This is a genomic window from Bacillus niameyensis (genome assembly GCF_001375535.1).
Classification (GTDB): Bacteria; Bacillota; Bacilli; order Bacillales; family Bacillaceae_C; genus Lederbergia; species Lederbergia niameyensis.
This window is the reverse complement of the sequence record NZ_LN831197.1, coordinates 2,113,556-2,134,870: the sequence shown is the minus strand read 5'-3', so window position 1 is coordinate 2,134,870 and position 21,315 is coordinate 2,113,556. Positions and strand designations below refer to the sequence as shown.

The window sequence follows — 21,315 nt, the reverse complement described above, 5'->3', positions numbered from 1 at the left end:
CGGGAAAGCTGGATTCATCAAATGAAGGTTGCGGCAAAATTAACAGTTAAATGAGCTGACTTCATGACTCTTATATATGGTAATATATTGATATAATAATTTTATAGAATAAGAGAGGTAGAATAAATTGAAAAAAGTTATTCTAAGTGCAGATAGTACTTGTGACTTTGATGATATTTTAAAAAAGCGATATCATGTGCATTGCCAACCTCTTCATATCAATTTGGATGGTAAACAGTTTAAAGATGGAGTAGATATTACCCCGGATGATATTTACGACACCTACCAAAAACAACGGATTTTGCCGAAAACATCAGCTCCTAATGTCCAAGAGTATATCGACTATTTTAAGCAATGGACAGATGAGGGGTATGATGTGATCCATATCAGTTTAGGTTCGGGCATTTCTTCTTCATATCAAAATGCTTGTATTGCAGCGGAGGAACTTGGAAGTGTTTATCCAATTGATTCAGGCAATCTTTCTACAGGAATGGGACTTCTCGTAATAGAAGTAGCTGAGAGAATCGCCATGGGAATGCCAGCAGAGCAAATTTTCGAAGAAGTTAAGATGTTAAAAGCTAAAGTTAATGCAAGTTTTGTCATTGATACACTTACTTATCTTCATGAAGGTGGCAGATGCTCCGCTTTGGCCGCATTTAGTGCGAACTTACTTAATATTAAACCTTGTATTGAGGTCGATCATGCAAGTGGAAATATGAATGTAGGAAAAAAATACCGCGGTTCCCTACCGAAAACTTTAAAACGTTATACAATGGACAGATTAAAAGAGCGCTCTGATATAAAATTTGATCGGATTTTTATCACCCATTCAGGCACATCTCCTGAAAATATCGATCTAGTGCGAAAAGCGATCGAGGAAGTTGCAGAGTTTAAAGAAATTCTTGTGACACGGGCGGGATGTACCATTTCCTCTCACTGTGGTCCGAATACACTTGGTGTATTGTTTATGAATAATTAAAACCTAATAACTGCTTTGAAAATGCATAATAAATAAAGCTCTCCTGACATAATGTGGGAGAGCTTATATGTTGCTAAACAGGCGCTTACGTTTTCTATATTAAAAAAATACATTTAGGATATAAAAGAATATAGCAGCAAGGGTTGCTGAAATTGGCAAAGTAATGACCCATGTAATAAGCATTCTTTGAGCTGTCCCCCATTGTACCCCTTTTAACCGATGAGAAGAACCAACACCAAGAATAGAGGAGGAAATGACATGGGTAGTACTTACAGGCAAGTGGATAAATGTTGCTCCGAAAATAACGGCTGCTCCTGTTAAATCTGCCGCTACCCCGCTAACGGGACGGATCTTCATTATTTTACCTCCGACCGTTTTAATAATTTTCCATCCACCCATAGCTGTTCCTAATGCCATTGCAAGTGCACAAATAAATTGAACCCAAATTTGAATATCTTCTGAGCTCTGATAATTATTGACAATTAAAGCCATTGTAATAATCCCCATTGCTTTTTGTGCATCATTTGTACCATGGGAATATGATTGTAAAGCTGCTGTAGCAATTTGGATTCTCCTGAACCTTTTGTTCGTTTTTGTCAAATTACTATTTTTAAAAATAACTTTAATAATACTATAGACGATAAACCCAACGGCAAAGGCCAAAATTGGAGAAATAATGAGTGCCTTTATAATGGAAAGAAATCCGCTATAATTTAAGGATGAAAAACCTGAAGCTGCAATCGCTGCACCTGCAATTGAGCCAATTAAAGCATGAGAAGAACTACTTGGAATTCCATAATACCAAGTAATTAAATTCCAAGCGATTGCAGCTAGTAATGCTGCAAGAATAATAGTTGACCCGTTTTCTAATGTAAAGGGATCTACAATATCCTTCGTTATGGTTTTGGCTACTCCTGTAAAAGTCATTGCTCCGATAAAGTTCATGACAGAGGCTAGTATAATAGCATGCTTCGGTTGTAAAGCCTTTGTCGAAACGGATGTCGCGATCGCATTAGCAGTATCATGAAATCCATTTATAAAATCAAATGTCACTGCAAAAACGACAATTAAGATTGTTAAGATAAGGATTGTATTCATACTTTCACTAACTCCTTATGCATTTTTCATAATAATGGCTTCAAATGTATTGGCGACATTTTGGCAGTAGTCAGCCACTTCCTCAAGTTCCTCATAAATTTCTTTGTATTGGATAATGCGAATAGGATCTTTTTCAATTTGAAATAAATGCTTAATCGAAATTCGTAAAATGGCATCACATTGAGATTCATAGTCCTTAATTTTAATCGCATGTTCACTAATTTGAGAAAGTTTCTTTTGGGATAATAAATGGATCGCTTTTTCGATTTCTTCTACACCTTTTTGGATCGCATTAACGAATTGCAACATATATTCATCCGCTTGAACTATAGAATACATATCAAATAAAGCGGCTGTTTGCTCAAGTCCGTCTAAGATGTCATCCATATTCATGGCTAAAGCTAATATATCTTCTCGTTCAATAGGTGTTATGAACACATTATTTAAGTCTTGGATTACTTGGTGAACGAGAGTGTCTCCCTTCGTTTCGAATTCCTTCATTTTCTCGGAAAATATTTTCAAGTCTTCTAAATTGTTTAGCTTATATTCCGAAAAATAATTCATGCTCTCCGTTAGATTAGAAGAGATATTTGCCAAATGAATAGAAAACTGATCCTCTTTTTTCTTAAACATTTTCTTCCTCCATAAAATAAAAATTTGCTATCTAATAATAGCGTAATTTGTCGAAAATAAACAGATTCTTAATAAATTATTTACACAATCTTTACAAAGGGCTGAAGTCGAAAAAGTGGAAAAGTGCAGAAAGGAGATTGTGTAGCTAATTAAGTGATTTATTCGACATTAACTAGCTGTAAAAGACTTCTAATTCAGGGTGCTTAAGGAGACGAAGAAAATGCATTCTAGTTGAAGTTTATTTTGCTCTGGCTTGAATATGGAACTTAAATTATAATGATTAGGCACACTTTTTTAGGAATCTCAAGAATCATTAGAAAAGCACAATTCATATGGATCAGATGCATTAGCTCTTAGATATGTATTTTGTGGCTAATAAAGACTTAATATACGGGAATTGTATAAGGAGAATGAAACATGGAGAATTGGATAACACACATAATGGAGCAATTTGGATATTTCGGTATTTTCCTGTTGATAACTGTGGAAAATTTATTTCCCCCGATTCCATCAGAGGTTATTTTAACATTTGGAGGTTTTATGACTACTCATACAGACTTAAGCATTACTGGAGTAGTGATTGCTTCTACACTAGGATCTGTACTTGGAGCGATTGTACTTTATGGTATCGGATTACTAGTTGATGTTAAAAGAATAGAAAATATAGTAGAGAGATGGGGACATATTCTTAGATTAACAAAAAAGGATATTCATAAAGCAAATGATTGGTTTTCTAAATTTGGGGTCTGGACAGTATTCTTCTGTCGATTTATCCCATTAATTAGAAGCTTGATTTCCTTGCCTGCTGGAATGGCACACATGAATTTCTGGGTGTTTCTAATATTGACAACGATAGGAACATTAATTTGGAATGTAGTTCTTGTAAATATTGGTGCTTCTGTTGGAGCATCATGGGAAACGATCGTAGGTTATATGGATGTTTACTCAAACGTAGTGTATGCATTTTTAGCTTTACTTTTAATCGTATTTATCGTTTTATTTGTTAGAAAGAGAATTTTAAAAAAATAAAAGAGGACACTTCGAGATGCTAATCTAATAAGCATCTAAGTTTGTTATACTCCATATCCTTGATACTATAAGAGAGACAGGGAGCTCCATTCCTGCTCAATTTATAAAAGAAAGGGTAGTTTCCATAATGTCAAATAGACAAATTCCGGTTTCCGTTTTAAATCTTGTTCCAATTAGACAAGGGCAAGGAGCAAAAGAAGCAATTGATGCCATGGTCGATTTGGCCCAAGCAACGGAAAAGATGGGGTATGCACGTTATTGGATAGCAGAACACCATAATACTTCAACACTTGTGAGTTCTGCGACATCTATTTTAATAAAACATACATTAGAGCATACGGAAAAAATTCGCGTTGGCTCTGGTGGAGTCATGCTTCCCAATCATGCGCCATTAGTAGTGGCAGAGCAATTCGGAACAATGGCAACGATTTATCCAGATCGATTAGATTTAGGTCTTGGCCGCGCACCTGGAACTGATATGATGACAGCAAGTGCTCTAAGGCGTTCTAAAAACGATACGGTCTATACTTTCCCAGGAGATGTTCAATCATTACTTACTTATTTTGGACCAGAAGAAAAGCAAGGATATGTCAAAGCTTTTCCAGGAGTAGGGACGAATATCCCGATCTACATTCTTGGTTCTTCTACTGACTCTGCCCATTTGGCGGCTAAGCTTGGTTTGCCATATGTTTTCGCGTCTCACTTTGCTCCAAGATGGATGGAGGATGCTATTAAAATTTATCGAAGTGAATTCCAGCCTTCCGAATATCTATCTCAACCTTACATGATGGTATGTCTCAATGTGGTTGCGGCTGAAACAGATGAAGAGGCGAAACTCGAATCTACTACAATGCAACAATTTTTCCTAAATGTTGTACGTGGATCACAAATGAAGTTAAGTCCTCCCGTAGAGAATATGGATGATATTTGGAATGAACAGGAAAAGGCTGTAGCGTCGAATATGAGCAGTGTTACTTTTATTGGGAGTAAAGAAACTGTGCGAGCACAATTGAACGAGTTCCAAAATAAATATAATGTGGATGAAATTATGGCCGTCTCTTACATTTTCGATCCTGAAAAACAAAGACGGTCTTATGAAATTTTTAAAGAAATAGTGGATGAAGGGTAGAGAAGGGGCCACAGATACCAAAACAATACAAATTTGTTTTGGTATCTGTCCCCTATTTTATATTTTGTAAGATACAGTGTGCAGGAGCGGTAATACAAACCGTTGTTTCTGCTCCTGCATTTATAACCCTAAGAATGTGTTCGAAGAGATCCCCATCCTAAAAAAGGAGAGGAACTATGCTAAATTCATTAAGTTTCATTGCCAAAGTAAAGGCTGGTAATAAACGAGTATTACGTGACAATCGGTGGTTGTTATACCTGTATATAACGGAAGAACAACATGTGAATTTAGAACGGGTAGAGTCATTAAAAGATATACAAGAAAACCATGTTCTTCTATATGTGGAACGAACGCTACAATTATTAAATGAGATGGATATTCCTGCTTGGGAGAAAGAACTTATTGAAGAAGTATTAATCTGGTCGGAAGTGGCAAAAGGCGGAATGAAACATAAGCGGCTGGAATGGGAGGAAAAGGGATTTCAGCTCGCTATACATAATATCGGATCAGCTCAAATTTATGCTGCAGAACAAATGAATCTTCCATTCCATGATCGCAATACGGAAAGAGAAGAATTGATTTACATTCTCATTCTTACTCACGGATTAATCGGTCAGTTTATTCGAGGGGAAGTTCGCTACCAACAATTTCAGCCATTAATCCAATGGATAAAAGAACATAAAGATTTAAATTTTAATATTTCACGTATTCTCTATACACTTAATCGTTGTATCATTGAGGCGGTTTCATTAGAGATTTGGAACAATGTTCGTGCAGAAGTGAAAAAAATGATAGGTTGGATTGTAAATGGTGAAGAAATGAAAGATTATTCGTTAAAGGAACGGATAAAACGATTGCGTCAATTATCGATTGGACGCGGGGAACCTTACCATAACCAATTTGATCACTATTATAAAAGTGATAATTTGAAAAAGTGTCTTGAAACATTTTTTGGGAAGACAGATATGTGGTATGTGGAATCAGCTTTGCAAGACTTTTCGTTAGAAGAATTTTTAAAAATTTATCTTTTAATCTATCAACATATTAATCCACTTTCCCTTGAACAGATTAGTTTCGAACCTTTTATGAAGGATATCTATTATGACTATAAAGGAAAGAAAGCGACGAACCTATATAAGAAACGGATTATTGAAACGTATCTACGGGAATGTACGATGGAAGAACTTCTAGAAGGGAAGATTCCCAATAATGAACATGTTCGCTTATACATTCTTCCATTAGATCCTTTAGGGCAAATTATCGGTGTTCATTTTTCTTATTCGAAAGCAGGCCAAAAACTCATTGAATTTTGCCAAGAAGCAGAGAAGTCCCCGTTGTATGAAAGATCGATAATCCTCTTATATGACTTTTTTGGATTTCGTAAAGATGCCTTTGATCGTTTGCAGAATGAGCAAACGTATTTAACAGATATGAATAGTGGGCACGATCATAAGCAGCTCATTTCGGATTATGCCATTGGAAATATACTGGTCGATATTGGAGCTGGAGGCGGTGTGATGTTGGATATTTTATCTGAAAATCACCCTCATGCAACAGTCGTAGGCATCGACTTATCATTGAATGTGATTGAGGAATTAAACAGACGCAAATTCCGAGAAAATAAGTCCTGGATCGTTAAACAAGCAGACGCCTTAAAACTGAAAGAGCATTTTGAACCGAATAGTGTAGATACGATTGTCTTTTCATCTATTCTGCACGAGTTGTATTCCTATGTCCCATATAATGGGGAAAAATTTAATAGTGATGTCGTTATTCAAGCTTTAAAAAGCTCCTTCGAAATATTAAGTCCCGGCGGTCGAATGATTATTCGGGATGGGATTATGACGGAGCCAAAGGAAGAAATGCGACTGCTTGAATTTTTTGATCCAAGTGGCCTTGCCTTTTTCAAACGATATGTCATGGATTTTAAAGGAAGAATGATCCAATACGAACAGCTTGATGATATGACGATCAAGCTTCCTGTAAATGATCTAATGGAGTTTTGCTATACGTATACGTGGGGGGAGGAAGCTTACCCACATGAGGTACAGGAACAATTCGGGTATTTTACCCCAAATGAATATAGAGAAGTAATTGCAGAAATGATTGGGGAAAGTGGAAAAATCATTGAATTTCGCCATTATCTCCAAGATGGATACGAGGAATTCCTTTTACCAAAAGTTAAAGTGATGGATGAAAATGGGGAGAAAGTAAGTTTGCCAGATAGCACGTGTTTCATTGTCGTAGAAAAAATGGAGTGATGATGATCCAATCATTGGTTCGGTCATCAGTTTCATTATAATTATGATATTGAATTTTTATCATTGCCTTTTTTAAATTATTAACTATGAATAGATTCAACTCATTTTTGGAAAGCTTTTTTTAAAAATCTAGAAATGAGTGTTTACATGCGTTACTTAATTTCGGTTCTTTGCCTAGCTGCTGGCGTTCTTTTAAATAGTCAATTTGTTGCTGCAAAAAATGAGGGTATTGGAATTTGGGTGGAAATGCTTCCATGGGAAGAGGTTAACGAAATCTTACCGAAGTACAGTAAGTTTACGATTTTGGATGTGGAAACTGGAAAGAGGTTTGACGTACAAAGGCGGGCAGGAAATGGGCATGCGGATGTTCAACCACTAACAGCAAAAGATACAAAAATAATGAAGAGTATTTACAACGGAGAATGGAGCTGGAAACGCAGAGCAATCATTGTTATTCATAACGACCAATGGATAGCTGCCTCGATGCATGGGATGCCTCATGGCGGAGGGACATTGGATAATGATTTTCGAGGCCATTTTTGTGTGCATTTTAATGGAAGTATAACCCATCGAAGTAAGTCCATAGATTTATCCCATCAATTGATGATTTTGAAATCGGCGGGTAAATTAAATGAGTATTTAAATAGTAGCGAGCCGGAACAGCTTATACTAGCTTATATTACTGGAATTAAGCAAAAGGATGAGCGGATTGTTTCGAACATTTCTGCACAGAAATTAAATTGGGAAAAGTATTTCCGAAAAGTTGAAAATATAAAACCTCGAAAAATTACCACAAGAACATATGAAGATAATGAATTATATCTTAATATACCTGTTGAAATTGAATGGATTGATGAGAATTCAAAACGCCAGATATATGATGGGACTATCCATTTGCTCCGATTTGCGCCTAATGATGGATGGAAGGTTGATAGTGAGCGTTTTGTAAAAGATCTTTTGAACTTTAAGCAAGAGGAATAATCATCACTGCCCCGCATGTTTTTTATATACAATTAAATCAGTTGTAAGGTATGCTAATATCAATTCTGCCAGAGCTTAATAGCTGGTCCAATTGAAAAAAATGGGGTAAAAAGGGAGATGATTTTTTTGCCAAAAGTAATTTTTGTTAGTGGAGTTGCTGGAACAGGAAAGACAACGATTTCTAAAGAAATACATAAATATATACCTGCCGTATACTTAGATAAAGATACTGTTGGGGGAAAGTTTAGTGAGCAGTATTTGAAAGGGACTGGATATGATCCGAATGATCGGGATTCGGTTTATTATAAAGAACATTGTCGGGATTTAGAGTATGATGTGACGATGAATATTGCAATGGAAAATGCTGCGTTAGGATTAGATACAATGTTAATTGGGCCATATACAAAGGAAATAAAAACGAAAGATTGGCTCGATCGAAAATTAGCGCAGTTTGGCCTTGTTAGAGAACAGGTTAGCGTAAAGGTCCTATTTATTACTGTAAAAGATACGGAGCTTCAAAAACAGCGGATTATCGAGCGGAATGCAATGGATCGTGATCAATGGAAACTAGACAATTGGGCTGCTTATGAAAAAAGCTTAACGATACCTGATGTTGCTTGGGATCTTAAAGAATCAGACATTATGGTGTTTGATAATTCGGGGGAATTAACAGAATATAGGGTTAGAGAGATTGTTGAGTTTTTAAATGCTGATGAAAAGTAGAAGATATGAGAGCTTGTTACTTCCAGCATAATATTAGAAGAATGTACTTATGATAAATAGGAAATTTAGAAGGAGTTGTTAAGATTGGCACAATCATTAAAAGGAAAAGTTGCACTTGTTACAGGTGCTGGAAAAGGAATTGGGAAGGCCGTAGCTCTTGCTTTGGCTAGTGAAGGAGTAAACGTCGGTTTACTTGCTAGAACTGAGGCAGATCTGCAAGGGGTCGCGAGAGAAGTTGAAGGTCTTGGAGTTAAAGCTGCCTATGCTTCGGTAGATATCGCGTCTCGGGAAGAAGTGGAAAAAGCAGTTAGTAAATTGACTAGCGAATTAGGTCCAGCAGATATTCTTATTAATAATGCGGGAATCGGAAAATTTGAATCGTTATTAGAAATGGACCCTGAGGAATGGAAGAGAACAATCGATGTTAATTTGATGGGCCCGTATTATATGACACGAGCTGTCTTGCCACAATTAATTGAGAAAAATAAGGGAGATATCATTAATATCTCATCCACAAATGGACTGAATGGTGCTGCCACATCTAGTGCTTACAGTGCTTCTAAATTCGGATTAATTGGCATGACAGAATCATTGGCCCAAGAGGTTCGAAGAAATAACATTCGTGTTACATCCTTAACGCCAAGTACAGTTGCGACAGAGCTAGCAATTAACACGAACTTAATTGCTGAAAACAATGAAGAAAAATATATGCAACCTGAGGATATAGCAGAGTTTATTGTTTCACAGTTAAAATTGCATCCTCGAATCTATGTGAAAACAGCAGGGCTTCTAGCGACAAATCCGTTTTAATTAGATAAAATACCAGATACCGAAATAACCATTGTTTCGTATTTTTTAAAAAGATATTACCTGAAAATAGCCTTCCAAAAAGTTCTGTCTCCTAGTGTTGTAAAACTTTACGCTGGGAGACAGGTCTTTTTTTAAAAAGTGTAGGTTGCTGTTTTTTTATTTTTTCCTAGATATATTTGAAAATTAAAACTACTAACTGTGTAGTGAACATGCTAAAATAAATCCAAATCTAGAAAAAAATTCTACTCTATAGTGAGGGATATACATGAAGCCAATTATTGGTATTACGTCTCATATCGAACAAGAGAGCAAGTATGTACTTAATAGGGCGTATGTAAACGCTATCGTGCGCGCTGGCGGTATACCGCTCATTGTACCAGCCAGCATTGAAGATGATGTTTCTAAGCTCGTTCAAAAATTAGACGGATTGTTATTAAGTGGAGGTGGGGATATCGATCCAACTTTATTCGGTGAAGAACCGCACCCAGGGCTTGGAGAGATTTCTCCGTTGCGCGATTCAGTTGAAATGGTGCTTATTCATGAGATGCTAGCAGTAAATAAACCAATTTTAGGGATTTGCCGAGGTATACAAATACTAAATATTGCTATGGGTGGAAATATGTATCAAGATATTTATACTCAACAAGATGAAGTGTTGCTCCAACATAGTCAAATAGCAACGAAAAGTCATCGGTCTCACTTTGTTCAAGTGGAAAACGATACGATTTTGCACTCCATAGCCCAGGCTGAGAGAATTAAAGTGAATTCGTTTCATCATCAAGCAGTTAAAGATGTACCAAAACCACTTATCGTATCAGGTGTTGCAAGTGATGGAATTATTGAAGCAATCGAAAGTAAGATTCACCATTTTGTTGTAGGAGTTCAATGGCATCCAGAAGAACTAGTTGAAAGTGAAGATGGTGTTTCTATACGTTTATTTAAAAAATTTGTTCAAGCATGTGTGAAATGATAATAAATAGATACTATTAAATTGTATGGTGAAATATCATTTAAGAGACATAGTGAATTCAAGGTTTCCTTGAATCCATGTTCGATTATCATCTAGTTAAAGGGTACGAGGATTATAGTTAAATAGGGAGATGGTAGGGAAATATGTTTAATACAGCTGAAATAACTAGTCAAGAATCGGAAAATAAAACAGGCCCGATCAAAGCAGTTATTGTTGGAGCTGGAAACAGAACTAACGTCTATTCAACTTTTGCTGTGGAAAATCCGAAGGAATTGCAAATAGTAGGAATTGTGGAGCCTGATCCATTAAGAAGAAAAAATGCTGCTGAAAGATTTAATGTACCTAAAGATAACTGCTTTGAATCTATTGACACATTTGTTCATAGACCGAAATTCGCTGATGCTGTTATCAACGGAACTATGGATGAAATTCATGTTCAAACAACAATCCCCATTTTAAAGGCAGGTTATGATGTGCTATTGGAAAAACCGATTGGTACAACAGAGAAGGAAATTTTAAAATTAAATGAAATCGCTTCCTTTTATGGTAGAAAAGTAATGATCTGTCATGTTCTGCGTTATGCTCCATTTTATACGGAAATAAAAAGAAGAGTGTTAGATGGATTAATAGGTGAAATTATAAATATTCAAACCGCGGAAAATGTAGGATACGACCATATGGCGGTTTCATTTGTAAGAGGAAAATGGAACAGTAAGGAAAACTGTAAATCTTCCATGTTATTGGCTAAATGCTGCCATGACTTAGATATTATTGCTTGGTTAATGAGTGGAGTTAATCCAAAGAGAGTTTCAAGTTTTGGTAGTCTGATGCATTTTCATCCGGAAAAAGCTCCAGAAGGGGCAGGAAAACGTTGTTTAGTAGATTGCGAAATTGAGTCCGATTGTCCATACTCTGCTAGGAAAAACTATATCGAGCAAGATAAGTGGGGCTGGTATGCTTGGAGAAGCATCCAACATCTAGGACCTGATCCAACCGTGGAAGAAAAAATAGAATCTTTAAAAACAGATAATCCATATGGTCGGTGTGTATGGCACTGTGATAATGATGTCGTTGATCATCAGTCTGTCATAATTGAATTTGAAAATGGGGCAACAGCTGCGCATAACTTGGTTGGAGGAAGTGCGAAAGCTTGTAGAACGATCCATATCATTGGAACAAAAGGCGAAATTCAAGGATGTTTGGAAGATGGATATTTTACTATTCGTCACCCAGATCCACGTAAAGGTCATGCGTATAAAACAGAGAAAGTATACATCAATGTATCCAATAATATGCATGGGGGAGGGGATTTACTCCTAGTAGCAGATTTTGTTCATGTTATGAAGGGAAATGAACCATCCATATCGACTACTTCTTTGGAAGATTCTATTAATGGTCATTTAATTATCTTTGCGGCAGATCAAGCAAATGAAGAAAATAAAGTGGTAAATATATAATATAAAATAATTGGGATTCCGCATACAACATGTGAGAAGGAATATATATTAGATAGGAATCCCGATGGGTTTGGCTAAGTTAGTTAGGAGGTTGTTGAATGCTAAAAGGTATTAATCAGTGGTGTTATCCAAGTCAGACACCGCTGGAGAAAGTATTTGAATATAGTAGAGATGCAGGTTTCGATGCAGTCGAACTCAATCTCAGTGACGTTGGCAATATTGGCTTGACAGTGGCAACGACAAAGGAAGAAGCGTTAAAAATAAAAACGCTCGCCTCCCAAAATAGTATACAGCTTCGAAGTTTATCAACAGCTTTGCTTTGGAAATATCCTCTATCTTCACCAGATGAACATATACGGCAGCAAGGAATCCGTGTTGTCGAAAAGATGCTGGAAATTGCTAGTATTATAGACATGGATACAATCCTCATTATACCTGGAATAGTATCCGAACAAGTAGCTTACGATGAATGTTATGAGAGAAGCCAGGCATCTATTAAGGAAATCATTCCAACTGCCGAAAAATATAATGTAAAAATTGGTATTGAAAATGTTTGGAATAAATTTTTATTGTCGCCACTTGAAATGGTTAGGTATATTGATGAGTTACAATCAAGCTATGTTGGAGCCTATTTTGATATAGGGAATATTTTGCAGTATGGCTATCCAGAGCAATGGATCCGCCTTTTAGGAAAAAGAGTTTTTAAAATACATGTAAAGGATTTTCGCACAAGTATTGGAAATGGAGCGGGGTTTGTTCCGTTATTGGACGGTGATGCCAATTGGCCTGCAGTCATAGATGCGTTAAAAGAAATTGGTTATAAGGATACTTTAACAGCAGAGCTATCTCCTTATCCATTAAGTCCTCAGACGTTAGCTGATATTACAGCACGTCATTTGGATGTTATATTAAATACAGGGCGTTAAGCTATAAGCTAGCACGCCCTGCGTTGTGTTGAATATTCATTAACTATCAATATCTTATTATTCCCTTGCAAGATCTATATCCATTCAGAATCTTATTCCGAAAAGGCTAGTAGCCCTATGATTTAAAAAAGGATTGATAAGAAGAGGAAGGATTAGTGGGCTCGATATTGGTGGAAAAACAAAGAGCGTGAAACAATATAAATGCTAATATATAGTCCTACTCGCATTACAATTCTCCCGTACAAACACTATTTTCGATGTGTTTATACTTCAAAAAGGTTTTTTCCAGACAAATGTCGAAAGTTATCCATGTCCAAGAACAGTAACTGAAAACACAAATCTGGAACGACTAATATGGAAATCGGAGGTATGTTCATGAGTAAAAAAGTATTAATCATTACCGGTGATGCCGTCGAAGCACTAGAAGTGTTTTATCCTTATTATCGCTGTTTAGAAGAAGGTTTTGAAACTACAATTGCTTCACCTTCTGTAAAAAAGTTATATACGGTTACTCACGATTTCATCGATGGAACAGAAACATATGTGGAAAAGCCAGCATATGGCTTAGATTCTCATATAGCTTTTGCCGATGTCGATCCTTCTGAATACGATGGGTTGATCATACCAGGCGGCCGTGCGCCAGAATATATTCGATTGGATAAAGCTGTCCCTCATATTGTGAAACATTTCTTTGAAGAGAATAAGCCTGTAGGTGCGATCTGCCATGCTGCTCAAGTACTTTCTGTTGTGCCTGATGTTGTGAAAGGAAGGGAGTATACAGCCTATATTGCCTGTAAACCTGATGTAGAAGCATGTGGGGCAAAGTATATTGACGAACACTTGCATGTCCATGAAAATCTTGTTTCCGGTCATGCTTGGCCAGATTTGCCGGGCTTTATGCGTGAATTTATCCGTTTATTAAATAAATAAGACTAATAAAGTGCTAGGGAAACATTCATACCTAGCACTTATTTTAACGGGAGAGGTGCCTATGAAAATTCGATTAATAAGAGACAGTGTGGCGATGGGGGATGATGTCTATGCTCCAAATGAAAAAGTAATAGAGATCCCCGCTACTTTCACATTGGAAGAACTCGTAAAGCAGGTAAAGGAAATTCATTATTTGCCTTCCATTTATGGTGGTAAAGCAACATGGGTGCTATATGAAGATTTCAACCGCCCACCTTTGGTTGTTTTAGCCCAACAGTGGGAAAAGGCAAAATTCTTAGTGGATTCATCTCAAACGTTAAGTGATCTTTTTTTAGGAAAAGATCAAGGAGTATTTTTCTTTCGTTATTTACTGCAACGAGATCCTGATGAGGTTTTTCAGTCCTTCAAGCAGGAGTAATACACTTCATGCCTGCTCACTTCTAATATACCTTTGACTCAACAGATTCTTGTGTACGAAATTTTAAATAACCTATCAAAGTTAAGACTAACATTCCTATTAAAAAGGCGATAAAATATGGAGAAATGATTGTTCGAATGACAGAAGTAACAAAGGAACTGATAATCATTCCAAGAGAGTAAACAGCGGACATTATACCAAAAGCTCGACCATGGCCTTCACGTGTAATTGCTCCGGTAACAGCTGTTGCTGCTGCGGGCATAATGACACCGAAGCAGACACCCATGAGAAAAAGAAATAAAGGCAATTCAAGTAATCCATTAAAAAGGGCACTTAAGCTGATACATAGACTAAACAGCCCAAACATCATTCGTTTGATTGGATCAAAACGATGAATGAAAAATAACGATAATGATAAAAATGTACCAATCGCCATAAAGCTAAATAACTGTCCAGTGTTCATCGTAGAAACCCCATGTTCCACTGTTAAAAAAGGAACTTCGTATATGATGACACCGTGAATGTACATAACGGCAAAACCCGTTAAATAAACAAGTTGTAATTGATGGTTTTTTAACACACTTAAAAGGCTAAGCGTTTTTGAACGATTGTTTTTTACGACAACCATTTGCCGATCTCTCAAGAAACTGATTGTGTAAACAGCAATAAATATTAAAGCAGTCCCAATAATCATATACGTTTCGGCATATCCAACTGTGGCTCCCAATTTTCCACCAATCAGGGGTGCGACAATATTGGCAACCATACCAAGCATGCCAGTAATCGCCATGTTTTTCCCTTGATGCCGGCTGTTGGTGGCATAACCAGATATTAAGGCTAAAGCAGCTGGCATAAGGAAAGCTAATGCAAAGCCATTCAAGGAACGTAAAATTAGTAAGTCTGTTGAGTTTTCCGTAAATCCGTGGGCTATGTAGAGTACTCCAGATATAAAGAGCGGCAATATAATGAAGAGTCTTTTTCCATAGCGATCAACTAGAGGGCCGACGATTAAGTTTCCGGTTAAATTGGCTAACTGAGACGCACTCAGTATAATCCCAATCATAACACTGGATGCTCCTAACATCGCTGCATAAGGAGTAAAAATAGGCCCTTGAACACTCATAATTAAGCTAATGATAAACATCGTTATAAAAATATGTAACTTATCAATAGTTGCTTCCCGCATATTTTTCACCCCCAAAACATTTTATGCTCGGAATGGAAATTTAGACGGGCTTTACAAAATCTAGTAGTATGAACAACTAATAATATATTGCGATAGGTGGGTGAACTAATGGTAGATTTTTTGTACCATTACTTTGATGAATCAACAGGACCATTTTGTAATCTATCTGATCTTGAACTAGAAGAAGCAGAGCAAATACTCAATGAAATAAGGAGGAAGAAGAAGGGATTCGCAAGCAGACGATCATTTAATTATCTTCAAATTCGGCATGACCTAGAATTGAAAGTTAGGGATTTATTTATAGAAAAGGGTGGAAAGCCTAAACGAAGCCATCCACACTATATGACATTCGGGGAATGTAAGTGGTTATTAGACTGGTATCCTAAAGGCAGGGAGCTTCATATACCAATAACGGAATTTGATCGGGATACTATAAGTTTTACATACGGCGATTTGTTTCCAACGATGAGATACAATGATGGAAAGTTTTACCGTGGTCAGGTTTATATGCTTGATGAAATTTACCAAGTTATAAATAAATGTGGATTACCTCAAGAATGGAATTCTGAAGGGGATAAAGGCCCCGAACGGTATATAGAAGTGCAAATTTGGGATGATCGACCAATCGGGAAATACATTAGTGAGTTAAAATAGCTTGCGAAGAAGACTTTTTTGCGTTAAAGGAGCCCTATATAATAAAATTCCATTGTATACATAACAAACTTAAGCCTTTCATAGAGATCTTGTACTACCTGACTCGATGAATGCCGAGAGTCTATTTAAAATAAAGGAGGATGCTATGAAAAGAGTAGACGTCGTTTCAGCTTTCATTCAGGACGAAAAAGGAAATATATTACTAGTAAAGAATGTAAAGGAAGATTCCTTTTATTGGGGACTTCCAGGGGGAGCTGTGGAGAAAGGTGAAACATTAGAAGAAGCTGTCATTCGTGAAGTGAAAGAAGAAACAGGGTTTCATATAGCAGTTAGTGGTTTGCATTCCATCAGAGAGATGTTTTTCGAGAAGAAAGGACATCATGCATTAATCATTACATTTTTTGCTGAAATTATTGGAGGTCATATTAATATTTCAGATCCCGATAATGAGATTGGCGAAGTGAGGTGGGTAGATTATCAAACTGCAAAGGAATTAATGCCGTCATTATTTGAAAGACTTAGAATAGATTCGGATCATAAAAAGACATTGGCCTTTTATGACTTTGAAGGGAAATCAATAACTTAAAGATGTGGAAAGTTAGTAGCATATGTAATAACTAATAACAAACATCGTATTTATGATTAAGCCGAGAACACCCGTGACTTCAGTCGTGGGATGAATCGGCTTATTTTGTTATAAATTAGCATGTAATAGATTGCAAACGTACGTTCCANTTAAGTCCTCAGACGTTAGCTGATATTACAGCACGTCATTTGGATGTTATATTAAATACAGGGCGTTAAGCTATAAGCTAGCACGCCCTGCGTTGTGTTGAATATTCATTAACTATCAATATCTTATTATTCCCTTGCAAGATCTATATCCATTCAGAATCTTATTCCGAAAAGGCTAGTAGCCCTATGATTTAAAAAAGGATTGATAAGAAGAGGAAGGATTAGTGGGCTCGATATTGGTGGAAAAACAAAGAGCGTGAAACAATATAAATGCTAATATATAGTCCTACTCGCATTACAATTCTCCCGTACAAACACTATTTTCGATGTGTTTATACTTCAAAAAGGTTTTTTCCAGACAAATGTCGAAAGTTATCCATGTCCAAGAACAGTAACTGAAAACACAAATCTGGAACGACTAATATGGAAATCGGAGGTATGTTCATGAGTAAAAAAGTATTAATCATTACCGGTGATGCCGTCGAAGCACTAGAAGTGTTTTATCCTTATTATCGCTGTTTAGAAGAAGGTTTTGAAACTACAATTGCTTCACCTTCTGTAAAAAAGTTATATACGGTTACTCACGATTTCATCGATGGAACAGAAACATATGTGGAAAAGCCAGCATATGGCTTAGATTCTCATATAGCTTTTGCCGATGTCGATCCTTCTGAATACGATGGGTTGATCATACCAGGCGGCCGTGCGCCAGAATATATTCGATTGGATAAAGCTGTCCCTCATATTGTGAAACATTTCTTTGAAGAGAATAAGCCTGTAGGTGCGATCTGCCATGCTGCTCAAGTACTTTCTGTTGTGCCTGATGTTGTGAAAGGAAGGGAGTATACAGCCTATATTGCCTGTAAACCTGATGTAGAAGCATGTGGGGCAAAGTATATTGACGAACACTTGCATGTCCATGAAAATCTTGTTTCCGGTCATGCTTGGCCAGATTTGCCGGGCTTTATGCGTGAATTTATCCGTTTATTAAATAAATAAGACTAATAAAGTGCTAGGGAAACATTCATACCTAGCACTTATTTTAACGGGAGAGGTGCCTATGAAAATTCGATTAATAAGAGACAGTGTGGCGATGGGGGATGATGTCTATGCTCCAAATGAAAAAGTAATAGAGATCCCCGCTACTTTCACATTGGAAGAACTCGTAAAGCAGGTAAAGGAAATTCATTATTTGCCTTCCATTTATGGTGGTAAAGCAACATGGGTGCTATATGAAGATTTCAACCGCCCACCTTTGGTTGTTTTAGCCCAACAGTGGGAAAAGGCAAAATTCTTAGTGGATTCATCTCAAACGTTAAGTGATCTTTTTTTAGGAAAAGATCAAGGAGTATTTTTCTTTCGTTATTTACTGCAACGAGATCCTGATGAGGTTTTTCAGTCCTTCAAGCAGGAGTAATACACTTCATGCCTGCTCACTTCTAATATACCTTTGACTCAACAGATTCTTGTGTACGAAATTTTAAATAACCTATCAAAGTTAAGACTAACATTCCTATTAAAAAGGCGATAAAATATGGAGAAATGATTGTTCGAATGACAGAAGTAACAAAGGAACTGATAATCATTCCAAGAGAGTAAACAGCGGACATTATACCAAAAGCTCGACCATGGCCTTCACGTGTAATTGCTCCGGTAACAGCTGTTGCTGCTGCGGGCATAATGACACCGAAGCAGACACCCATGAGAAAAAGAAATAAAGGCAATTCAAGTAATCCATTAAAAAGGGCACTTAAGCTGATACATAGACTAAACAGCCCAAACATCATTCGTTTGATTGGATCAAAACGATGAATGAAAAATAACGATAATGATAAAAATGTACCAATCGCCATAAAGCTAAATAACTGTCCAGTGTTCATCGTAGAAACCCCATGTTCCACTGTTAAAAAAGGAACTTCGTATATGATGACACCGTGAATGTACATAACGGCAAAACCCGTTAAATAAACAAGTTGTAATTGATGGTTTTTTAACACACTTAAAAGGCTAAGCGTTTTTGAACGATTGTTTTTTACGACAACCATTTGCCGATCTCTCAAGAAACTGATTGTGTAAACAGCAATAAATATTAAAGCAGTCCCAATAATCATATACGTTTCGGCATATCCAACTGTGGCTCCCAATTTTCCACCAATCAGGGGTGCGACAATATTGGCAACCATACCAAGCATGCCAGTAATCGCCATGTTTTTCCCTTGATGCCGGCTGTTGGTGGCATAACCAGATATTAAGGCTAAAGCAGCTGGCATAAGGAAAGCTAATGCAAAGCCATTCAAGGAACGTAAAATTAGTAAGTCTGTTGAGTTTTCCGTAAATCCGTGGGCTATGTAGAGTACTCCAGATATAAAGAGCGGCAATATAATGAAGAGTCTTTTTCCATAGCGATCAACTAGAGGGCCGACGATTAAGTTTCCGGTTAAATTGGCTAACTGAGACGCACTCAGTATAATCCCAATCATAACACTGGATGCTCCTAACATCGCTGCATAAGGAGTAAAAATAGGCCCTTGAACACTCATAATTAAGCTAATGATAAACATCGTTATAAAAATATGTAACTTATCAATAGTTGCTTCCCGCATATTTTTCACCCCCAAAACATTTTATGCTCGGAATGGAAATTTAGACGGGCTTTACAAAATCTAGTAGTATGAACAACTAATAATATATTGCGATAGGTGGGTGAACTAATGGTAGATTTTTTGTACCATTACTTTGATGAATCAACAGGACCATTTTGTAATCTATCTGATCTTGAACTAGAAGAAGCAGAGCAAATACTCAATGAAATAAGGAGGAAGAAGAAGGGATTCGCAAGCAGACGATCATTTAATTATCTTCAAATTCGGCATGACCTAGAATTGAAAGTTAGGGATTTATTTATAGAAAAGGGTGGAAAGCCTAAACGAAGCCATCCACACTATATGACATTCGGGGAATGTAAGTGGTTATTAGACTGGTATCCTAAAGGCAGGGAGCTTCATATACCAATAACGGAATTTGATCGGGATACTATAAGTTTTACATACGGCGATTTGTTTCCAACGATGAGATACAATGATGGAAAGTTTTACCGTGGTCAGGTTTATATGCTTGATGAAATTTACCAAGTTATAAATAAATGTGGATTACCTCAAGAATGGAATTCTGAAGGGGATAAAGGCCCCGAACGGTATATAGAAGTGCAAATTTGGGATGATCGACCAATCGGGAAATACATTAGTGAGTTAAAATAGCTTGCGAAGAAGACTTTTTTGCGTTAAAGGAGCCCTATATAATAAAATTCCATTGTATACATAACAAACTTAAGCCTTTCATAGAGATCTTGTACTACCTGACTCGATGAATGCCGAGAGTCTATTTAAAATAAAGGAGGATGCTATGAAAAGAGTAGACGTCGTTTCAGCTTTCATTCAGGACGAAAAAGGAAATATATTACTAGTAAAGAATGTAAAGGAAGATTCCTTTTATTGGGGACTTCCAGGGGGAGCTGTGGAGAAAGGTGAAACATTAGAAGAAGCTGTCATTCGTGAAGTGAAAGAAGAAACAGGGTTTCATATAGCAGTTAGTGGTTTGCATTCCATCAGAGAGATGTTTTTCGAGAAGAAAGGACATCATGCATTAATCATTACATTTTTTGCTGAAATTATTGGAGGTCATATTAATATTTCAGATCCCGATAATGAGATTGGCGAAGTGAGGTGGGTAGATTATCAAACTGCAAAGGAATTAATGCCGTCATTATTTGAAAGACTTAGAATAGATTCGGATCATAAAAAGACATTGGCCTTTTATGACTTTGAAGGGAAATCAATAACTTAAAGATGTGGAAAGTTAGTAGCATATGTAATAACTAATAACAAACATCGTATTTATGATTAAGCCGAGAACACCCGTGACTTCAGTCGTGGGATGAATCGGCTTATTTTGTTATAAATTAGCATGTAATAGATTGCAAACGTACGTTCCATATAGTAAAATAATAGTATGGAAACGAGGTGATAAAATGGAACGAGATGAAGGAAAGGAATATCGTACCTATCAAATGGATGTGAAAAAAGGCCATCGTCTATTTTCCTATTTTGAAGAATTATGTGCAAACGGTAACAACTTATACAATCTAACAAACTTCTATATTAGGCAGGTTTACACCGCTTTGAAAAGTGATAAACCACTGCAACCACTGCAACCATTGCAGAGAGAAGTGTTAGAAACCATTTATCGTAACATCGATAAAATGAATGAGACAAAGACCATTGCCTATTACAAAAAGCTAAAAAAGGAAAATTTAATAGGAAAGGAAAAACAAAAAGAGTTAGAGCTATTTACTCTGCCAACTAAAGAAAAAGCATTTGTCGGTTACAACTTCCTAGAT

Annotated in this window: 22 protein-coding genes and 1 pseudogene; 19 read left to right on the top strand and 4 right to left on the bottom strand. The window is 36.7% G+C overall.

Translation table 11 applies throughout. The annotated features are described in order from the left end of the window. The first annotated feature begins 127 nt into the window (after window positions 1-127). The gene (locus BN1243_RS09985) at window positions 128-979 is read left to right on the top strand and encodes a DegV family protein (RefSeq protein ID WP_062106425.1); all 852 of its coding nucleotides are present in this window, start codon (window positions 128-130) and stop codon (window positions 977-979) included. A 99-nt stretch (window positions 980-1,078) separates the two neighbouring features. On the opposite strand, the gene BN1243_RS09980 is transcribed toward BN1243_RS09985, so the two are convergent. Continuing rightward, a complete protein-coding gene (locus BN1243_RS09980; protein ID WP_062106423.1) occupies window positions 1,079-2,077 on the bottom strand; it encodes an inorganic phosphate transporter in 999 nt (332 codons plus the stop codon). Window positions 2,078-2,092: 15 nt separating this feature from the next. Further along, complete coding sequence (locus BN1243_RS09975; RefSeq protein ID WP_062106421.1) at window positions 2,093-2,710, bottom strand: DUF47 domain-containing protein; 618 nt, start codon at window positions 2,708-2,710, stop codon at window positions 2,093-2,095. 417 nt (window positions 2,711-3,127) lie between these two features. On the opposite strand from BN1243_RS09975, the gene BN1243_RS09970 reads away from it, so the two are divergent. From BN1243_RS09970 to BN1243_RS09920, 11 genes are all read left to right on the top strand, one after another. Continuing rightward, entirely contained in the window at window positions 3,128-3,739 is a 612-nt protein-coding gene (locus BN1243_RS09970; RefSeq protein ID WP_062106419.1) for a DedA family protein, read from the top strand. Between the two features lie 127 nt (window positions 3,740-3,866). Then, window positions 3,867-4,868 (top strand): LLM class flavin-dependent oxidoreductase, encoded by a 1,002-nt coding sequence (locus BN1243_RS09965; RefSeq protein ID WP_062106417.1) that lies wholly within the window; start codon window positions 3,867-3,869, stop codon window positions 4,866-4,868. 176 nt (window positions 4,869-5,044) lie between these two features. Continuing rightward, entirely contained in the window at window positions 5,045-7,129 is a 2,085-nt protein-coding gene (locus BN1243_RS09960) for a class I SAM-dependent methyltransferase (protein WP_062106415.1), read from the top strand. Between the two features lie 135 nt (window positions 7,130-7,264). Further along, complete coding sequence (locus BN1243_RS09955) at window positions 7,265-8,110, top strand: hypothetical protein (RefSeq protein WP_062106413.1); 846 nt, start codon at window positions 7,265-7,267, stop codon at window positions 8,108-8,110. A 126-nt stretch (window positions 8,111-8,236) separates the two neighbouring features. Continuing rightward, window positions 8,237-8,833 carry a P-loop nucleotide/nucleoside kinase family protein gene (locus BN1243_RS09950; RefSeq protein WP_069201852.1) on the top strand — a complete coding sequence of 199 codons (597 nt, stop codon included), beginning with the start codon at window positions 8,237-8,239 and terminating at the stop codon, window positions 8,831-8,833. 84 nt (window positions 8,834-8,917) lie between these two features. Beyond that, window positions 8,918-9,643 carry a 3-ketoacyl-ACP reductase gene (locus tag BN1243_RS09945; protein ID WP_062106410.1) on the top strand — a complete coding sequence of 242 codons (726 nt, stop codon included), beginning with the start codon at window positions 8,918-8,920 and terminating at the stop codon, window positions 9,641-9,643. Window positions 9,644-9,908: 265 nt separating this feature from the next. Further along, window positions 9,909-10,613 (top strand): gamma-glutamyl-gamma-aminobutyrate hydrolase family protein, encoded by a 705-nt coding sequence (locus BN1243_RS09940; protein ID WP_062106408.1) that lies wholly within the window; start codon window positions 9,909-9,911, stop codon window positions 10,611-10,613. A 143-nt stretch (window positions 10,614-10,756) separates the two neighbouring features. Further along, entirely contained in the window at window positions 10,757-12,070 is a 1,314-nt protein-coding gene (locus tag BN1243_RS09935) for a Gfo/Idh/MocA family protein (protein WP_062106406.1), read from the top strand. A 98-nt stretch (window positions 12,071-12,168) separates the two neighbouring features. After that, window positions 12,169-12,996, top strand: coding sequence for a sugar phosphate isomerase/epimerase family protein (locus BN1243_RS09930; protein WP_062106404.1), 828 nt, complete (start codon window positions 12,169-12,171; stop codon window positions 12,994-12,996). A gap of 375 nt (window positions 12,997-13,371) precedes the next feature. Beyond that, window positions 13,372-13,926 (top strand): DJ-1/PfpI family protein, encoded by a 555-nt coding sequence (locus BN1243_RS09925; RefSeq protein ID WP_062106401.1) that lies wholly within the window; start codon window positions 13,372-13,374, stop codon window positions 13,924-13,926. A gap of 61 nt (window positions 13,927-13,987) precedes the next feature. Beyond that, window positions 13,988-14,344 (top strand): hypothetical protein, encoded by a 357-nt coding sequence (locus BN1243_RS09920; RefSeq protein WP_062106400.1) that lies wholly within the window; start codon window positions 13,988-13,990, stop codon window positions 14,342-14,344. A 22-nt stretch (window positions 14,345-14,366) separates the two neighbouring features. Here BN1243_RS09920 and BN1243_RS09915 read toward each other — a convergent pair whose 3' ends face one another. Beyond that, complete coding sequence (locus BN1243_RS09915; protein ID WP_062106398.1) at window positions 14,367-15,530, bottom strand: MFS transporter; 1,164 nt, start codon at window positions 15,528-15,530, stop codon at window positions 14,367-14,369. Window positions 15,531-15,638: 108 nt separating this feature from the next. On the opposite strand from BN1243_RS09915, the gene BN1243_RS09910 reads away from it, so the two are divergent. The 4 genes from BN1243_RS09910 (at window position 15,639) to BN1243_RS09895 (ending at window position 18,336) form a co-directional block, all read left to right on the top strand. Then, entirely contained in the window at window positions 15,639-16,184 is a 546-nt protein-coding gene (locus tag BN1243_RS09910) for a hypothetical protein (RefSeq protein ID WP_062106395.1), read from the top strand. A 145-nt stretch (window positions 16,185-16,329) separates the two neighbouring features. Then, window positions 16,330-16,770 (top strand): NUDIX hydrolase, encoded by a 441-nt coding sequence (locus BN1243_RS09905; RefSeq protein ID WP_062106393.1) that lies wholly within the window; start codon window positions 16,330-16,332, stop codon window positions 16,768-16,770. A gap of 593 nt (window positions 16,771-17,363) precedes the next feature. Then, window positions 17,364-17,918, top strand: a complete 555-nt coding sequence (locus BN1243_RS09900) for a DJ-1/PfpI family protein (protein WP_062106401.1) — start codon at window positions 17,364-17,366, stop codon at window positions 17,916-17,918. Window positions 17,919-17,979: 61 nt separating this feature from the next. Then, window positions 17,980-18,336, top strand: coding sequence for a hypothetical protein (locus BN1243_RS09895; RefSeq protein ID WP_062106400.1), 357 nt, complete (start codon window positions 17,980-17,982; stop codon window positions 18,334-18,336). Between the two features lie 22 nt (window positions 18,337-18,358). Here BN1243_RS09895 and BN1243_RS09890 read toward each other — a convergent pair whose 3' ends face one another. Next, window positions 18,359-19,522 (bottom strand): MFS transporter, encoded by a 1,164-nt coding sequence (locus BN1243_RS09890; protein ID WP_062106398.1) that lies wholly within the window; start codon window positions 19,520-19,522, stop codon window positions 18,359-18,361. Between the two features lie 108 nt (window positions 19,523-19,630). Here BN1243_RS09890 and BN1243_RS09885 point away from each other — a divergent pair, with 108 nt between their 5' ends. The 3 genes and pseudogenes from BN1243_RS09885 to BN1243_RS22330 form a co-directional block, all read left to right on the top strand. After that, window positions 19,631-20,176 carry a hypothetical protein gene (locus tag BN1243_RS09885; protein ID WP_062106395.1) on the top strand — a complete coding sequence of 182 codons (546 nt, stop codon included), beginning with the start codon at window positions 19,631-19,633 and terminating at the stop codon, window positions 20,174-20,176. Between the two features lie 145 nt (window positions 20,177-20,321). Then, complete coding sequence (locus tag BN1243_RS09880) at window positions 20,322-20,762, top strand: NUDIX hydrolase (protein ID WP_062106393.1); 441 nt, start codon at window positions 20,322-20,324, stop codon at window positions 20,760-20,762. Between the two features lie 184 nt (window positions 20,763-20,946). After that, window positions 20,947-21,315, top strand: a pseudogene (locus tag BN1243_RS22330) (RNA-guided endonuclease InsQ/TnpB family protein); the annotation flags it as partial.

Excerpts from the sequence above, each read along its gene's own strand:
- BN1243_RS09980 (WP_062106423.1), bottom strand. The coding sequence starts at position 2,077 with ATGAATACAATCCTTATCTTAACAATCTTAATTGTCGTTTTTGCAGTG.
- BN1243_RS09975 (WP_062106421.1), bottom strand. The coding sequence starts at position 2,710 with ATGTTTAAGAAAAAAGAGGATCAGTTTTCTATTCATTTGGCAAATATC.
- BN1243_RS09970 (WP_062106419.1), top strand. The coding sequence starts at position 3,128 with ATGGAGAATTGGATAACACACATAATGGAGCAATTTGGATATTTCGGT.
- BN1243_RS09965 (WP_062106417.1), top strand. The coding sequence starts at position 3,867 with ATGTCAAATAGACAAATTCCGGTTTCCGTTTTAAATCTTGTTCCAATT.
- BN1243_RS09960 (WP_062106415.1), top strand. The coding sequence starts at position 5,045 with ATGCTAAATTCATTAAGTTTCATTGCCAAAGTAAAGGCTGGTAATAAA.
- BN1243_RS09955 (WP_062106413.1), top strand. The coding sequence starts at position 7,265 with ATGAGTGTTTACATGCGTTACTTAATTTCGGTTCTTTGCCTAGCTGCT.
- BN1243_RS09940 (WP_062106408.1), top strand. The coding sequence starts at position 9,909 with ATGAAGCCAATTATTGGTATTACGTCTCATATCGAACAAGAGAGCAAG.
- BN1243_RS09935 (WP_062106406.1), top strand. The coding sequence starts at position 10,757 with ATGTTTAATACAGCTGAAATAACTAGTCAAGAATCGGAAAATAAAACA.
- BN1243_RS09930 (WP_062106404.1), top strand. The coding sequence starts at position 12,169 with ATGCTAAAAGGTATTAATCAGTGGTGTTATCCAAGTCAGACACCGCTG.
- BN1243_RS09925 (WP_062106401.1), top strand. The coding sequence starts at position 13,372 with ATGAGTAAAAAAGTATTAATCATTACCGGTGATGCCGTCGAAGCACTA.
- BN1243_RS09920 (WP_062106400.1), top strand. The coding sequence starts at position 13,988 with ATGAAAATTCGATTAATAAGAGACAGTGTGGCGATGGGGGATGATGTC.
- BN1243_RS09915 (WP_062106398.1), bottom strand. The coding sequence starts at position 15,530 with ATGCGGGAAGCAACTATTGATAAGTTACATATTTTTATAACGATGTTT.
- BN1243_RS09910 (WP_062106395.1), top strand. The coding sequence starts at position 15,639 with ATGGTAGATTTTTTGTACCATTACTTTGATGAATCAACAGGACCATTT.
- BN1243_RS09905 (WP_062106393.1), top strand. The coding sequence starts at position 16,330 with ATGAAAAGAGTAGACGTCGTTTCAGCTTTCATTCAGGACGAAAAAGGA.
- BN1243_RS09900 (WP_062106401.1), top strand. The coding sequence starts at position 17,364 with ATGAGTAAAAAAGTATTAATCATTACCGGTGATGCCGTCGAAGCACTA.
- BN1243_RS09895 (WP_062106400.1), top strand. The coding sequence starts at position 17,980 with ATGAAAATTCGATTAATAAGAGACAGTGTGGCGATGGGGGATGATGTC.
- BN1243_RS09890 (WP_062106398.1), bottom strand. The coding sequence starts at position 19,522 with ATGCGGGAAGCAACTATTGATAAGTTACATATTTTTATAACGATGTTT.
- BN1243_RS09885 (WP_062106395.1), top strand. The coding sequence starts at position 19,631 with ATGGTAGATTTTTTGTACCATTACTTTGATGAATCAACAGGACCATTT.
- BN1243_RS09880 (WP_062106393.1), top strand. The coding sequence starts at position 20,322 with ATGAAAAGAGTAGACGTCGTTTCAGCTTTCATTCAGGACGAAAAAGGA.